We start from the raw sequence: 16,175 nt of genomic DNA, 5'->3' as shown, positions 1-16,175 counted from the left end.
TCTGTTGGCATCTCATAGTTGATCGCTCATCGTTTTTACTGTTTGGGCTAACGTTTTATCGTATGCCAAGGGAAGTAGTATCCAAGGGTCCGATGAAATGGGAGGTCGGTAAATGAGAATCGCGCACAAGCATTCACCATGATTTTAGCTCCTAGTTAGGATATTGCGGTCGCGTAAACAGCCCATATCTCCGTGGCACGACTAGGAGTCTAGATTTATACTCAGAAAGCTCCCTGCCACCACGCTGCAGATATACTACCCACTTACCTAGGGTAAGAAAATGCTTGGCACTTTTTTGTCCCCTTCAGATTCAATGGTTTGAATGAGGAGCTAATACAATCAAGGTGCTAGATGCGTCTGATACTAAGGAATGGCTACCGTGCATTTAAAGTCACTGACTCTTAAGGGGTTTAAGTCCTTCGCGTCTGCAACAACTCTGAAATTCGAACCCGGTATATGTGCAGTAGTTGGCCCTAATGGCTCCGGAAAATCCAATGTCGTCGATGCCCTTGTCTGGGTGATGGGTGAGCAGGGTGCGAAGACTCTGCGTGGGGCGAAGATGGACGATGTCATCTTTGCCGGAGCAGGTGATCGTAAACCCTTAGGTCGAGCTGAAGTGACGCTGAGCATTGACAACTCTGACGGCGCACTGGATATAGCCTACTCCGAGGTATCTATCACCCGCCGAATGTTTAGAGACGGAGCTAGTGAGTACGAGATCAATGGTTCAAAGGCCCGTCTCATGGATATTCAGGAACTTCTCAGCGATTCCGGTATCGGGCGAGAAATGCATGTGGTGGTGGGCCAAGGAAGGCTAGCTCAAATTCTGGATTCCAAACCAGAAGATCGTCGCTCCTATATTGAGGAAGCTGCAGGCGTGCTGAAATACCGACGACGCAAAGAAAAAGCAGAGCGAAAAATAGTCCATATGCAGGCAAACCTGGACCGCCTCCAGGACCTCACAGACGAGTTGAAAAAGCAGCTCAAACCTCTAGCCCGTCAGGCCGCGACTGCGCAACGCGCCCGGACTGTCCAGGCAGAGGTCCGGCAGACTCGCCTTGATCTCGGCGTGTACCACATCCGCAGCCGAAGGCGCGCACTGGAAACGAGTGCGCATGCCCATCAGATAGCGGCTGCAGAAGTAGCCGCTATTAGCAACACGCTTGGCGAGGAACGCCAGCGCTTGACAATTATCGAAGAGGAAAATGCACAAGCAGAAGAAGCCGCCCGCCGCGCCCAAGAGATGTGGTTTCAATTCACCAGGTTAAAAGAGCAAGCTACAGCCACTGCGCGCATTGCCAATGATCGGCAACATTCTTTTCAACCCGCCCCTTATTCGGGACGGGACCCAGAGGAATTGAGTAGACGGGCGAATGAGATGGCAATCGAATGCGAGATTGCTGATGAGAAGATCAACATCGCTACCGACACTCTCGAATCCATTCGCGAGGAAGTAGTCGATAAAGAAGACCAAGCCCGCGAGGCCGAGCACGAATACTACCGCCATGTGCAGGCGCAGGCGGATCGTCGCGAGGGGATTGTCAGACTTCAAGCCCAAGAGCAATCGCAGCGTACCGCTCTAGAAGCAGCTCGTGCTGAGCATGCTCGTATCGTGGAACTAAACACTGATTATGCAGCGCAACTGGATGAGGTTGTCAGCGCTCTCAAGGAAATATCTGACCAGTTACTCGTGGCGCGAGACGAATGCGAACTGCGAGAAGAAGCTCACCGCCAGGCCGAACAGGAACTAGTTGATGCAGAGCAGAGGCTCGATGACTTGCGTCTTAAACAACGCTTTGTAGAGAAGAAGATTGCAGCTTTGGACTCTCGCGTGGGCACGTTACGAGATACCCTGCCCACAGCGCCCGTAGAAGCCCTTTCGGTTATAGCACCTGATCGCGAGGGACTACAGACCTTGGCAGAATTCATTCAGGTGAAACCCGGCAAGGAAAAAGCTCTCGGGGTAGCCCTCGGCTTGTACCAAGAAAGTCTCGCCGGTGGTTTACCATCAGCTCCCGATATCATCGCAGCACTTGAAGGATCACATAACGAGGCTATCGAGCGCACCACAATAATGCTCGAACAACCTCAGCAACTATCCTGGCACCTTGATATATCCCTGTCCGGCGGGGCCTCGTGGTTGCTAGACGATATCACCGTCGCAGAGGAATTCCGAGCTAGTGTAAGCAGACTTCTGGCCGATGTCGTGTGTGTCAATGACCTGAAACAGGCGCACATGCTAGTCGCCCAGGAACCTCGCCTCAGAGCGGTGACCGTAGATGGCGAAATGGTAGGGGAGGGGTGGATAATCTTCGGTCATCGGAGCGCCCCGAAAGCCATAGAAGTCCATAGCGTCATTGAGCAAGCCTTGGCCGAAAGAGATACCTATCAGGCTGAGCTCAACGAACTAGTGGGCACTCTTGAAGGCGCGCGCTTAAGTGCCGATGGGCGACGCGTCGAGCATGCTCGTCTTATTGCCCACTTTCGCGATAGTCTCGCTCACGTTCGAGAAATGGAGCAAAGCGCAGATAATTACAAGGCCAAAAAAGAGAAAATCCTGCTAGCGATGGAAACACACGGGCAACAGCGGAAAAAGGCCGAGCTCAGCCTCGCTGATTGTGAAGAGGCTATCACCGTCACTCGAGACCGTCTCGCACTGGTCGGGGAGATTGATCAAACACCTGATCTCAGCCCCATGCTCGAGCGCCGCGATCAAAGCCAATCTGCGCTCGCCCAGGTCAAGGCGATGGAGGTTGAAGCCCTCCTCCAGCTTCGCTCCCTGCAAGATGCCTTTCAGAGTAAAAGAGAGCGAGTGGAATCGCTTGAGCGTCAAGCCCGCAACGAGCGCGAACACAAGATACGCCATGAACGCACTCAAGCCCACCGCAAGGCCAAAGCAGACCTAGCGAGCACGGTGTCCTTCTTAGCTTCCACTATTAATCAGCGCCTCGATGCAGCCTTAGAAAAAGCCGCTGATGAGCGAGCACACTGCCAAGCAGATCTAGCAAGGAAGAAACTTATACGTGATCAGCTCAAGAAAGCAGTAAATAACTTAGACCGTGAACTTAAGGATAAAAGTGCTCGGGCCCATAGCGCTGAACTCGCCTACAGCGAGGAAGCAGTGCGCCTGAAGGAGACTGAGCGCCAAGTAGCCGAACAAATGGGTATGGCGATCGACGATTTGCTTACCACCCACCATATTCCTGAAGATTTCGATGCTCAGTCGGCCACTGCCAAGCTCGCCCAGGCCCAGCAGGATCTGAGTGCTCTGGGCAAGGTCAACCCCTTGGCCCTAGAAGAATATAAAGCTTTAGAAGAGCGCTATAATTTTTTGTCCTCTCAGCTTAACGACGTGGAGAAAGCTCGAAAAGACTTAGAGACTGTGATTAAAGATGTCAATCACAAGATCCTGCAACTGCTGACCGATGCCTGGCATGATGTCGAGCGAGAATTCCCCCGAGTGTTTGCTACTCTCTTCCCCGGAGGTGAGGGGAGGCTTTTTCTCACCGACCCCGAACATATTCTGACAACCGGCATAGAGGTTGAAGCGCGACCACCAGGAAAGAGAGTCAAACGACTCTCCCTATTATCTGGCGGGGAGAAATCTCTCACAGCTTTGGCAATACTGGTCGCTATTTTTAAAGCGCGACCCTCCCCGTTTTATGTAATGGATGAGGTGGAGGCCGCGCTCGATGATGTCAACCTGCGTCGCCTGATAGCGCTCTTTGAACAACTTAGAGAAGACTCACAGCTGATCGTCATTACTCACCAAAAACCTACTATGGATATAGCTAATGTGCTCTATGGTGTGACCATGCGCGGAGATGGTGTAACCAAGGTCATTTCGCAGCGAATGAACCCAGTGAGAACACATAAAAACCCCAGCTCCTTATGAGCGCTTAGGTTTCATTTAGAACATGGTAAACTCTGCTTTTTTAAAAAGAGAAAGGACGCAACTCTCTATGCCCGCTGAGGTTCAACCTATTGCCGATCCCACTGACTCCCTCCTCGGATGGGCATCGCAACACGACGTCGAGCTCACCGCCGACCTCGATGCGGCAACCTTGGTTGCTGATCTCGATCTCGCAACTGACGAACTGGAAAAGGTCAAAAAATTATACGGAATCTTCCTCAGTCGTCAGATCACAGCAGGCTCAACGCTCAAGGCGCTGCTAGAGATCAGTGAATCCACAGCGCTGATTACCTTGGTGCAACGTGCCCAGAAACTCGTTGATGCAGATAATTTTATCCACGAATACCTCAACGGTGTGGGCCTTGATATCACCCAGCAGACAGTTTCTGAGCTAGAGAAATTCCTCGAGGATGATCTAGAAGCCGCGTTGAAGCGTAGAGGTCTAGCAACATTTGATACCGATCCCATCTCTACCCTCTGCTTTCATGCTGGACTGATCAACACGGAAGTTCCTCTCTTGCTGGAAGCCCTCGATAGCAATCCAGACAAGCTACCTCCATATTTTTCTCGTTTTTCTGCCCATGCCCCCGAGCTTGCCCAGCGAATCCTTGACGGAGTTCTTACGGTGCGCGAATTCGCCCTCGCGCACCCACACTCGTGGGTGGATCGGGAAGATGAGGGCGTGAGAACATCTTTGGTGACTTCGATCAGGGAAGCGGTTATAGCAGAACTCCGAGAGCGTCCAGTGGGCACCGTAGACAGATTGGCTGCCGTAGGGGTGGCTAATCGCGAGATGCGACCACGCCTTATTCTTGATGCTAGGCGCAAAAAGGTGCTGCTGCGGCTGCCAGAACAAAAAGTGCCAGATTCGGGCGAGATCACTTGGCGAGTGAGTATCGATGGTTCCACCACGGTTTATCGCACAGGCCGTTCGTGGGGAGATGTCACAGGGTATTCCGATCCACTCGATATCAGCTTGCCCAAACCCGTTCGTGAAGTAACCGTCGAAGATTTAGCTAACTCAATCACGTGGAATGTGCCGGTGGTTGATGCTGCTGACCCCATACTCCTTTTTAATAAACGCGGCGGCACAGTAACCGATAAACGATCCTTGCACCATATGAAACTGCGAGCTCTGGTGCCAGAGGATTATAAGCTTATCGATCCTGTCACCGGCGCGCACAATGTTATTTCTGCGTCCTTTGCTATCGAAGGCTGGAGTGGGTGGACCTGCCATAACGTGGACCTTGCCGAGTCCCAAGCGATCGACGCGGTGGCGCCTGGTACCCACGCCGATTTAAAACGCGCTCGTTCCATTGACCCCCGGCAGCGTGTGAGCTTTTCGACACCCGATGACGCCTTGCCCGATATTTTTACGATGACTGGTCTGCGCGTCCATTCCACCAGTCTGCTAGCAGAATTTCCACCCACTAGCTCCGGTGTCAGCGAGATGTGGTACCTCTCTATTGCCTCGTTTTCCGGCGCGGGAACTCAAGGTGAGGAAGTCACCCAACCAGAGCCTTTGGAAGTTCCCGCTGAAGGAGGCGTTTTTGAGGTCTTTGATCCAGAATTGTACGACGCACCCTGGGTCGGTGAATATCTGGTGCGACTTCGAGGACCACGTAATGAATCCTTTCGCCATGAATTCGCCATAGTGGAGGGAGCCTTAGCTCGCAGCACTTTCCAAGGAGGCTGCGGCTCCTTCAGGATACCGTCCCAAGGAGGTCTCTCAGAAGCAACTCTCATCATTAAGCCTGGTGACAAATCCTTCGAGGTGCAGCCGGCTCATCCTGCCGTGGGGCCGCTTGACCCAGGATCAGACTTCGTCATAAGTACCGACGAGGGCGACGCTCTCCCGCTGAGATTTTCGCCTCCGCGGCTCATCTTTGAACTCCCCACCATTATCGAACCCGCGATGTGGCGAGCATCACGGATGTCCGTGCACCCGCACCATATCGATCTCGCGGGAGAGATTCGAGTGCGCGGTACGCGCTCTATGAACGATCCCAAGATCTCCGTAATCAACCGTCACGGACAGCCGGTTAAAACCACGACTATGGCCACCACCGACGGTGGTTATACCTATACAGCGCATATGTCGAAGATTGTCGGGGCCACCCACATGCTTCCTACGGGTCGAGTCAATCTAGAATGGACTGATCCCGCAACCGACCGTCGTATCTCGGTGGTATTAGCTGATAGCGAAATCGCAGACCTACCTCATATAAAACTGGACGGCTCCACGATCACCTCCGATGCATTGGGCCCCTACTGGGGGGTGTGGGTCTGGCCAGAAACTGCGCCGTGGGAGCCAGCCGAGCGTCTGGAATTCAGTGAGGGTAGAGCTGAATTACCGGTGCGCTATATCGGATCTGGCAACCTTATCGTGCAGGTTAATCGCCGCGATCCTTTTACAGCCCTCCGCACCCCGGTGGCACCAGGGCCGCAAGCTCAAACCCTTGAGCAACAGGGTTTCTATGGGGAATTAGACGGCGGACTGGGGACTCTGAGTGCTTTCCTCTCGGGGGAAACCGATCAGGTTCCCACCCAAGCAGCAGTGATGCCAGTACTGTGGGATATATTGGCAACTGGGGGGCGTCGGGGGGAACTCCGCAAGGCGGTGCGCACTGTGTTTAGTGCGCAACCGAATGCCGCTATCCGTGGTTTGGCACACTCACTCGTTACCTCTGAACAGCAACCAGGGCGCTTTATCGAAACCGGCCTTGTGCGAAGCATCTTCGATAAAAGCGCCGGATCCGATGAATCCCATCATCGCGCTGCTTGGATCGGGGCGCTCGAGCTGATGGGTACTCTCTCGAACCTTTATGGAACCGAGGGGATTACAGCCGAGCAGCGGAGCGCCGCTCGGCAGCTCTACCGCGAATTACAAGCAGTGGCGGGCGAGAATGTCGTGGAAATTCTAAAGACCGGGCGTGATCAGACTCTTGACTCTGCCTGCATTGATCGCTCTACAGTGATGATTGCGGGTCTTGACCCAGCGCAACAGCGGGCAATTTTGCAGCAACTTTTCGACGACGCTCATATTGTCCCGGGCGCAGTCTTAGACGACGGCTCACGGTTACTGGCAGTGTTCGAAACCTTTAATAAGCGCACAGAGCTGAACCAACTGCTCGCTGGTGAAAAGCTTATCGCCGCCGCCGTGACCATCTTGCGAACACTACGCAGCACCAACAAGACTGTTTACGCCCTTGCTCGGATCCGCTTCGATAAGCTCGATGGAGTAGATACCAATAATCAAGAACATTTATGGGCGCTGAGCCCAGTGGTTTCTTTCGTATTAGCTTTGGCTTCAAGGTTATCGGCACACGGACTCATTACGTCAAATAAAACTCTTGATGCGGCCACCGATGGGTGGGCGCGCATGGCCGATATAGTCCCCGATCTAGTGACCAGCGATCTGGTCTCAGCAGAGGCGATAGTTTTAGCTCTATCGAAACCCGGAATTGCCTAATAAAGTGTGGCCGCCACATGAGCGGCCACACTTTATTAGGCAATAAGAGTTGATGCATGGCGCGGTTCAAGGTGTGAAAAGCCTCTAAATTTGCCAAGATGGGAGCATGACTATCGAACCGCTCTATGGGATCATCCTAGCTGCCGTCGTGGTGGCAATCATTGTTGCCATCCTGATCGTTATTGGCTTAAAACGTAGAAAAACCAAAACAATCGCGTTCCAGAAACCCGATGATGATCAACCCAAAGAACTAACTCAAGAGCAAAAATCTGGAAATTATCAGGCTCATGGAGGCTTTCAATTCGCCCCAGCCGAGAAACACCCTGAGCTGCTCGATCCACCGCAACCTCCTGGAGCCGATCAAACACCGATCTCCACGGTGGAGCCACTAGCCCCCATACCGCCGTCGGACGGTGCCAAGGATCTCAAGCCGGATATCTCGAGCGATTTTAAGCCGGAAGCTGAGCTTGTCACAGCGGCCGACGAGGCACTACCAGACAACGGGTCGGTAGATGCTGATACAGAGGGCGTAGCCGATGATTTAGATGATAATTTCGTCGAGCTCGTTGATTTCGAAGATATCGCAGCCTTGGAAGAAAATGACGGTGATGACAAAGCCGAGGACGCTGCTGACACTTCAGACACCGCACCAACCGGGCTAGTGGAACCCGCTAATATCTCCGCTCACGGAGAAGTAAGCACGAGCTCTGAAAGGCTCGATGGGCTTGTTGATCGCTCCCCAGAAAGCGCTCGAGTGGAAGGCACCATCGACGATATAGCTCCCGCAGCCGGTCGCATGGGTCGACTGCGCGGTCGACTGGCGCGCTCGCAGAATGTTTTTGGACAATCTGTGCTGGGAATACTCTCTGCCGGCGATCTCGATGAAGAAGCGTGGGAGGATATTGAAGCTGAGCTCATTCAAGCTGACCTCGGGGTGGCGATCACCATGACTGTGGTGGAAGAGCTACGGGATATGATCGCGGTCCGTGGAGTGGAATCTGAAGCTCAAGCGCGTTCTATGCTTCGAGAATGCCTTATTAAAGCATGCAAGCCCGACATGGATCGTTCCCTTAAGGCTATCCCTTATGGAGGTAAACCGGCGATTATCTTGATGGTCGGCGTCAATGGGACGGGTAAGACAACAACCACCGGTAAATTAGCGCGCGTACTGGTATCGATGGGGCATAAGGTGCTTCTCGGTGCCGCCGACACCTTCCGTGCCGCAGCAGCTGATCAGCTCGAAGCTTGGGGGCGTCGGGTTGGAGCAGAGGTCGTTCGCGGTGCAGAGGCTGCCGATCCGGCATCCGTAGCTTTCGATGCTGTCTCACGTGGAGTGGACCACAAAGCCGATGTGGTGGTCATCGACACCGCTGGGCGACTTCACAATTCCGCCAATCTGATGGATCAGCTTGCCAAAGTCAAACGAGTTGTGGAAAAGAAGACTAACGTCGATGAAGTGCTGCTTGTTCTCGATGCTACGACGGGTCAAAACGGTTTAAATCAGGCCAAGGTTTTCGGTGAAGTGGTTAATATCACTGGTGTGGTGCTGACCAAGCTCGATGGCACAGCCAAAGGTGGGATAGTTTTCCAAGTCCAAGAGAACCTAGGTGTTCCAGTCAAGCTTGTGGGCTTGGGTGAAGGTGCCGACGACCTCGCTCCATTCGAAGTAGAAAGTTTCGTTGATGCGCTCCTCGGCTGAGGTCGCTATGACTAGTAGTTAGTAAAAGGTCATTCTTGACACCTAGCCAGCCTCCCCGCCAGGAGGCTGGCTAGGCTACTATTTTGGGGAGTACCCAAAAGATTTTCAGTGGGCTTAACGGAGCCTAGCAAGGACAAATAATGAAGCTCGTCACTGCCATTGTTAAACCATTTACATTGATGGATATCAAGGATGCGCTTGAGCAGGTGGGAGTTCACGCTATGACTGTCACCGAGGCTCAAGGATTCGGTCAGCAAAAAGGCCACAACGAGGTTTACCGAGGTGCCGAATATGCTATTGACTTCGTACCCAAGGTAAAAATCGAAGTCGTTGTTGAGGATCCCATCATTGACGATGTCGTCACAGCCATCGTCGACGCAGCCCATACCGGTAAGATTGGTGACGGTAAAGTCTGGGTCACCAACGTGCTGGATGTCGTTCGCGTGCGTACTGGTGAGCGCGGCTCCGCGGCAATTTAGCTCTGTGCGTGCTCACGATATCCGTGACCGCGCGAGAGCCCGTGCCGCACACGTCCTCGCCAATATCCGCCTACCGAAAGGGAGCGCACTCGCTGCCACCGGCTCGCTGGCACGCGGTGAACTGCAGCCGCAATCAGATCTGGACCTGGTGCTTATTTATGATGGCACCATTGCCGCTGAGAATCTTCAGGACCTGTGGTATCCAGTATGGGATGCATCCTTCCGCCTCGATCACGCGGTGCGCACCAGAGATGAGTGTGTCTCATTAGTCAACTCCGATCCCACCGCGGCATTGGCTCTATTAGAACTCAAGCATATTCGCGGCGATAAAGAATTAACGTCGGCCACCAGGGACGCTGTGCTGCGTAGGTGGCGAGTCCATCTCAACCGGAACTTTAATGCTTTTGTCGACCTTGCCATCGCACGGTGGCGACGTTCTGGCTCTGTCGTTGCGATGACGCGACCGGATCTAAAACATGGACGTGGGGGTCTGCGCGATCACGAATTTTTGCGTGCTCTAGCCCTTGGCCATATGGTCGATATCCCCGATCTATCCAAAGAACGTGCTTTATTAGTGGATTCGCGCACCCTCTTGCATTACCATGCCCGGCGCGCACGCGATGTGCTGGATCCGGAATTCGCTGTGGATGTCGCAGAAGATCTGGGCTACTCAGACCGGTATGCGCTCTCTCGGGATCTCGCTCACGCAGCCCACCGCATCGATGGTGCTCTGACTACCGCTCTAGCGTCGACGAGGCATCTGCTGCGCCGTAATTCCCCTGCGCGAAGTGCCCAGCGTCGCCCTCTCGATATCGACGTTGTTGAGGAGAATGGCGAGATTACACTCGCCCGGCAACCGAATCTCGGCGACCCAGGGCTGGTGCTTCGCGTAGCTGCGGCTGGCGCACGAACTGGAATGCCCATTCGACGCTCGGTCTGGCGACAGCTCATCACCGTCCCCAGGGCGAATCGCCATGAATGGACGAAAACGATGACAGGGGATTTCTTTGCTCTTCTTTCCTCACCAGATCATAGCGCTCGGGTGATTCTGGAGCTCGACGAATACGGGTTATGGGAAAATATTTGCCCTGGTTGGGGGCGTATTCGGGGAATGTTGCCCAGAGAACCTACCCACATCCACACCGTGGATCGACATAGCCTTAAGGTCCTAGAGTTTTGTGCTCGGTCTCGGGGCCGTGTCTCCCGTCCTGACCTCCTTTTCCTATCTGCCCTCTACCATGATATTGGCAAAGGTCACCACCGAAGTCATCAGGAGGTTGGGGCGCAGATGGTTGTCGAGATGGCCCAGACTTTAAAGCTCTCAGCTCAAGATCAAGCGGTGGTCCACGCCGTTGTTCTGCATCACACTCTTATTCCAAGGCTCATCGCAACCCAGGACATTGAATCCGATAATATCCGCGACACGCTTTTAGACACCCTTGGATACAATTTCCTTGTTCTCGAGTTATTAGAGGTCTTAGTAGCCGCAGATGCCCAAGCTACCGGTCCTGGTGTGTGGTCCCCAGCTCTGCAATCGGGCTCGAGGCTGCTCATTTCCAAAGCTCGTGCTCAGTTGCACAGCCATCAACCACGGCCTCCGGTTATTCGCTATCGCGCGGGTTTGGACCTGTTAGGAGGAGAAGAATCCCAAGCCAGAATCTGCTGGGAAGGGGAGTACTGGCGAGAGAGTATTAGGCTTTTTGCCCTCATCGCAGCTAAAGGATGGACAATTACTGAAGCAGACTTTATCGACGATGGATCACGGGGGAAGATCATCGCTGAATTGACCGTCTACAACACGCTAGGCACTGGTTTCGATAAGGGAGAATTCATCCAAGCCTATAAATCAGGAGTTTATTCGGCGCTGCCACCTGTTACGCGCTCCGACCCAGTCACCTACTGGCACGGAGATATATTAGAAATTCGTACCAGTGATCGGCGCGCCGCACTGGGGACCCTCATGGGGGTTCTGCCCGATCTACACTGGCTGAGCATGTCTACTCCAGGGGCAACCATTATTGTGGTGTGCTCGCTCAAACCGGGATATGAGCGAGCTGCCGTAGACCGTGACGTGACCCGAGTGTTAAGCAGAGGTTAGTATAGGTGGGAAGAGAACTGTGCGGAGACCTCGGAGCGAGGCTGAGCATAAGATATTAAGGAGATGAGTAGTAACGTGTTTGAATCTCTATCAGACCGCCTCGGCAAAGCCCTCACGGGGCTGCGATCAAAAGGTCGCGTCTCAGAAGCTGACGTCAATGCGGTGGCTCGCGAGATTCGACTCGCCCTCCTCGAAGCCGATGTTTCTCTCCCCGTCGTGCGTGGCTTTATCTCTCGAATCAAAGACCGCGCGCTTGGGGCCGAAGTTTCCAAGGCTCTCAATCCAGCTGAGCAAGTCATTAAGATCGTCGACCAAGAACTCACAGGCATACTTGGTGGGGAAACCCGCCGTCTCAGCCTAGCCAAAACTCCTCCCACGGTTATCATGCTCGCTGGTCTTCAAGGAGCGGGTAAGACTACTCTCGCCGGCAAACTTGCAAAATACCTGAAAGATCAAGGTCACACTCCAGTTTTAGTGGCCTGCGACCTACAGCGCCCTGGTGCAGTGCAGCAGCTTGAAATCGTCGGCGACCGCGCTGGGGTTCCGACCTTCGCTCCAGATCCAGGAACCTCCATTGATACCGTCGATCATGAAATGGGCACCTCCCATGCGGATCCGATCGAGGTGGCCGCCGCTGGTATCGCCCATGCCAAAACCAAAATGCACGACGTGGTGATCGTCGATACTGCTGGACGCCTTGGTATCGATGAGACTCTCATGGACCAAGCACGCGGGATCCGTGATGCTATCAACCCTGATGAGGTGCTCTTTGTCATCGATGCCATGATTGGCCAGGACGCGGTGCATACCGCGCAGGCCTTCCGTGACGGCGTTGATTTCACGGGCGTAGTGCTCACCAAGCTCGACGGTGATGCCCGAGGTGGTGCAGCGCTTTCGATTCGCGAAGTCACCGGCAAACCGATTATGTTCGCTTCCACAGGTGAGAAGCTCGAAGATTTCGACGTTTTCCACCCTGATCGCATGTCCAGCCGAATCCTCGGCATGGGCGATGTGCTTTCCTTGATCGAACAGGCCGAAAAGTCCATCGACCAAGAACAAGCTATGGATGCTGCGGGCAAGCTCGCTTCGGGTGAGCTCACGCTCGAGGACTTCCTTAATCAAATGCTGATGATCCGCAAGATGGGGCCAATAGGCAATCTTCTGAAGATGCTGCCTGGGGGCTCGCAGATGGCCAAGGTCGCGGATATGGTCGATGAGAAACAGCTCGATCGCATCCAAGCAATTATTCGTGGTATGACCCCCGCTGAGCGTGAAAACCCCAAAATTCTGAATGCTTCCCGCCGCAAGCGAATTGCACGTGGCTCCGGAGTGAGTGTGAGCGACGTCAATCAGCTGATTGACCGTTTCTTCGAAGCCAAAAAGATGATGGGAAAGATGGCTGGCTCCATGGGTATGCCAGGAGGCTTTCCTAATCGAAGCGCCACCAAGAAGCAAGCTAAGGGTCGTCGGAAGAAGAACGGGAAGCGGAAGGCCCCGAAGCGTCAAGGTCAGGGTATGCCTGATCTTGCGGAATTACAAAGAATGCAGCAGCAAATGGGCGGCGGTTTTCCCCAGATGCCCAAGGGTATGGAAAATATCGATCTGAATAATCTCGACTTTGGCAAAGGGCGCTAGTTTGACCCGAATACAGGAGGTGTACTAGTCTTGGCGGGGTTATCTACGATTTTAGATAACCCCGCAACCTGCAGATTACACCGCCTCCGGCTCCGGCCGAACGGTACGTCACATCGCAGGATAAATACGAAAGGGGCGCAACCGGCCGGTATATTTTCCGGTGTCTGAACGGCCCAGTGACTGAAAGGAAGCCTTCATGGCTGTCAAGATTAAGCTCCAGCGTCTCGGTAAGATTCGCACTCCTCAATACCGCGTGGTTGTGGCTGATGCTCGCACTCGACGCGATGGTAAGGTCATTGAGAACCTTGGCATTTACCAACCCAAAGAAGACCCATCTGTCATCCAGATCGACTCTGAGCGTGCTCAGTACTGGTTGAGCGTGGGTGCTCAACCTACCGAGCCTGTTCTCGCTCTGCTAAAGGTGACAGGCGATTGGCAGAAGTTTAAGGGACTACCTGGTGCTGAAGGTACCTTGAAGGTGGCAGAAGAGAAGCCTTCCAAGCTCGAGCTCTTCAACAAGGCACTCGCTGAGGCTAATGAGGGCCCTACTGCTGAGGCTATTACGGAAAAGAAGCGTAAGGCTAAGGAAGAAGCTGACGCTAAGGCTAAGGCAGAAGCAGAAGCTAAAGCTAAGGAAGAAGCTAAAGCTGAGGAATCAGTCGAGGATTCAGAGTAATTCTTCCTAATTTTTTCGCAGCCCTTTTCGGTGTGCATCCGTGATCTAGAATGATGGCGAGGCACTGAAAAGGGCTTTGTTAACCCTTGGGAAGGGAGAACTTGAGAGTGGATCCCATAGAGGAATGTCTGCATCTCGCTGCCAGCGGTCTCGATCGTGATATCGAGGATGCGATCGAGAAACTAGAGAAATTACTTGCTACGGTCGACGATGCGCAACAGGGTCGTATTCACATCTATCTGTGTGAGATGCACGCCGAATTTAATCGATGGGACAGGGTAAAAGAGCACGCCCTGAAGGCCTCTTCTCTCCCTTTTTCCGGCAATAGTGGGTGGTGCTGGCTCGAATATGCGCGCCTACAGACGGAGCCTGGCTATACCACTCCCGTCGCCCAGTTACTGCAGCGACTGAACTCGATCGCTTTAGAACCAGCTCACGAGTTCACTGGTTTGCAGCTTTTAACTATGTTGGAAAATACGTGGCAAGGTCGCAAATTTTTGCGAGTTTTTATACCGTGGTTGGGCGAACGTCGCGATGTGCTCTTTTCCATGGTTCCTGATTCTATTGTGGCTATCTTAGAAAGAAATCTCGCGCTTCTTGATGGCTTGGAACGGATCCACTGTTATGAGCGTGTCCTCTCCTGGCCAGAAGTTCGGAATACGAGCGCGGGTCTTGACTTCTATATCGAGTTTCTCGATAGCGTGGAATCGTCAGGTGCCATACAGGATCCCGTTATCCTCCCCGTGCTCCAGGAGCACACGCGGACTCTTGCCGATTTAGCGCTCATGCAGGATAGTCCCGGGGTCGAATTCATTGCGCGCAAGAAGTATGCTCTCTATCTCATGGCTGGGGCGCGTTACCCAGAGGCATTGATTGAGATTGATCGATTAATGGAATTCTACGATTGGGACGCGCGTCCGGAGCAGGAGCGCGACGACGCTAAAGTCGGCCAAGAGTTTCTGTCTCTGACAACCCACCACGAACTCCAAGCCATGCGCATCGAGTGTTTGGTCACTGTCGAACCTGGTGTAGCCACAGAGGAAGCTTTAGATATTCTCGCTGACTATGAAAAGCGCGCCCCTGTCAGCGATTACGGAGTTATTCTAGCTCTCTATTTACATGCCGAAGCGCTGAAGACGGGAGATAACGCCACCGCCACCACGTTTCTTGGGGAACGAGCCGCTCATTTTGCAGCAGATTCGTACGAGGAGTCTCATCGTGGGCGTTCTCTATTAGCCTTGGTTCTTGCCGAACGAGCCCAACGCTTATATCAGGATGGTCACTGTGAAGAAGCTATGAGCGATATCTACCGGGCGCTGAAAATCGAGCAGATTAACGAAGCGGTAGAATTTCTCGTTCGAAATATTTGGGAGCACGTGGAACTGGATCGCCACGGTCTCGACATGGTGTCATCGGTTACCGAAGCGGTAAGGTACCTATACGATTGTGGAATATTTGCGCAGAGCGAAGGGGATTGGTCCAGTGCCATTTACTACTTAGGTCGCTGTGTCGAGATTGCCGAGCATTCCCCCGATCCCGCCCACCGGACGCCACTGATTTATGCCACCTACGAGATGGGTGCTGTGCGCGAGGAACTAGGGGAGAACGAATCGGCAGCTCTGTGCTATCGCAATGTTATCGATATGGTGGAAAATGGAGAATTCAATGATCCGATTATCAATGAGCTCTACGAGGCTGCTGCCGAAAATCTCAGTGCTTTGCAAGGGCGCTAGCTAAACCTTAACCGGTGTGAGCATGGTGAGAAGCAGAATATTCTCAGCTGCGGCATCGGTCGGACAACTCACGCGGTGGACCGTATGCGCATCCAAGTGAATAACACGTCCAGGGGTTAGGACGATATTATCGCCATGACAGCCGAAGACAAGTGAGCCGGCTAAACATTGCACTGTGATGGGGTGCGCTGCCTTGTGATCTTTGAGCTCTTGGCCTGGGGCGAAATTAAAGAGAATGATATTCGCGCCATTTGCTCGAGCTACCCTTTGCACCCCGGGTTTATCCCCGTGCGGTTGTGGTGCTGCCTGCGGGGCGTCGATGACGGTGAGACCGCTGTCGGTGCGGTCGAGGTTGCCGAAAGTCTCTGGGGTATGTACGGGCTCAGTATTCATACCCGCCACTATAGTTCAGTCCCGATAGTTCTGCGCCAAAATTTATGCCCAGGGATTATGCTCTAAGCAGTGTTTGC

General features: G+C 53.5%; 9 protein-coding genes. 8 read left to right on the top strand and 1 reads right to left on the bottom strand.

Features of this window, described 5'->3' with window-relative positions; all coding sequences use genetic code 11:
* Positions 1–379: 379 nt before the first annotated feature.
* The 8 genes from smc to N7326_RS01760 all read left to right on the top strand — a co-directional run bounded on the left by smc (position 380) and on the right by N7326_RS01760 (position 15,705).
* Positions 380–3,895: a chromosome segregation protein SMC gene (gene smc / locus N7326_RS01795; protein ID WP_263088056.1), complete on the top strand. Its 3,516-nt coding sequence runs from the start codon at positions 380–382 to the stop codon at positions 3,893–3,895.
* A 67-nt stretch (positions 3,896–3,962) separates the two neighbouring features.
* Positions 3,963–7,385: a hypothetical protein gene (locus N7326_RS01790; RefSeq protein ID WP_263088055.1), complete on the top strand. Its 3,423-nt coding sequence runs from the start codon at positions 3,963–3,965 to the stop codon at positions 7,383–7,385.
* Positions 7,386–7,491: 106 nt separating this feature from the next.
* Positions 7,492–9,084, top strand: a complete 1,593-nt coding sequence (ftsY, locus tag N7326_RS01785) for a signal recognition particle-docking protein FtsY (protein ID WP_263088054.1) — start codon at positions 7,492–7,494, stop codon at positions 9,082–9,084.
* 140 nt (positions 9,085–9,224) lie between these two features.
* The gene (locus tag N7326_RS01780) at positions 9,225–9,563 is read left to right on the top strand and encodes a P-II family nitrogen regulator (protein WP_259076267.1); all 339 of its coding nucleotides are present in this window, start codon (positions 9,225–9,227) and stop codon (positions 9,561–9,563) included.
* On the top strand, positions 9,517–11,661 hold the full coding sequence (locus N7326_RS01775; protein ID WP_259076269.1) for a [protein-PII] uridylyltransferase: 2,145 nt from the start codon (positions 9,517–9,519) through the stop codon (positions 11,659–11,661). The genes N7326_RS01780 and N7326_RS01775 overlap by 47 nt, the downstream gene beginning before the upstream one ends.
* Before the next feature lie 75 nt (positions 11,662–11,736).
* Positions 11,737–13,296: a signal recognition particle protein gene (gene ffh / locus N7326_RS01770; protein WP_259077084.1), complete on the top strand. Its 1,560-nt coding sequence runs from the start codon at positions 11,737–11,739 to the stop codon at positions 13,294–13,296.
* 196 nt (positions 13,297–13,492) lie between these two features.
* Positions 13,493–13,972, top strand: a complete 480-nt coding sequence (gene rpsP / locus N7326_RS01765) for a 30S ribosomal protein S16 (RefSeq protein ID WP_259076271.1) — start codon at positions 13,493–13,495, stop codon at positions 13,970–13,972.
* Positions 13,973–14,079: 107 nt separating this feature from the next.
* Positions 14,080–15,705 (top strand): hypothetical protein, encoded by a 1,626-nt coding sequence (locus N7326_RS01760; RefSeq protein WP_263088053.1) that lies wholly within the window; start codon positions 14,080–14,082, stop codon positions 15,703–15,705.
* On the opposite strand, the gene N7326_RS01755 is transcribed toward N7326_RS01760, so the two are convergent.
* Positions 15,706–16,098, bottom strand: coding sequence for a cupin domain-containing protein (locus N7326_RS01755; protein WP_259157653.1), 393 nt, complete (start codon positions 16,096–16,098; stop codon positions 15,706–15,708).
* Positions 16,099–16,175: the final 77 nt, after the last annotated feature.

The sequence above is a fragment of the Corynebacterium sp. ES2794-CONJ1 genome (assembly GCF_025660615.1).
In the GTDB taxonomy this organism is placed as follows: domain Bacteria; phylum Actinomycetota; class Actinomycetes; order Mycobacteriales; family Mycobacteriaceae; genus Corynebacterium.
This window is presented reverse-complemented; position numbering and strand designations above follow the sequence as displayed.

Coding starts and splice junctions, on each gene's coding strand:
- N7326_RS01790 (WP_263088055.1), top strand. CDS start 3,963: ATGCCCGCTGAGGTTCAACCTATTGCCGATCCCACTGACTCCCTCCTC.
- ftsY (WP_263088054.1), top strand. CDS start 7,492: ATGACTATCGAACCGCTCTATGGGATCATCCTAGCTGCCGTCGTGGTG.
- N7326_RS01780 (WP_259076267.1), top strand. CDS start 9,225: ATGAAGCTCGTCACTGCCATTGTTAAACCATTTACATTGATGGATATC.
- N7326_RS01775 (WP_259076269.1), top strand. CDS start 9,517: ATGTCGTTCGCGTGCGTACTGGTGAGCGCGGCTCCGCGGCAATTTAGC.
- rpsP (WP_259076271.1), top strand. CDS start 13,493: ATGGCTGTCAAGATTAAGCTCCAGCGTCTCGGTAAGATTCGCACTCCT.
- N7326_RS01755 (WP_259157653.1), bottom strand. CDS start 16,098: ATGAATACTGAGCCCGTACATACCCCAGAGACTTTCGGCAACCTCGAC.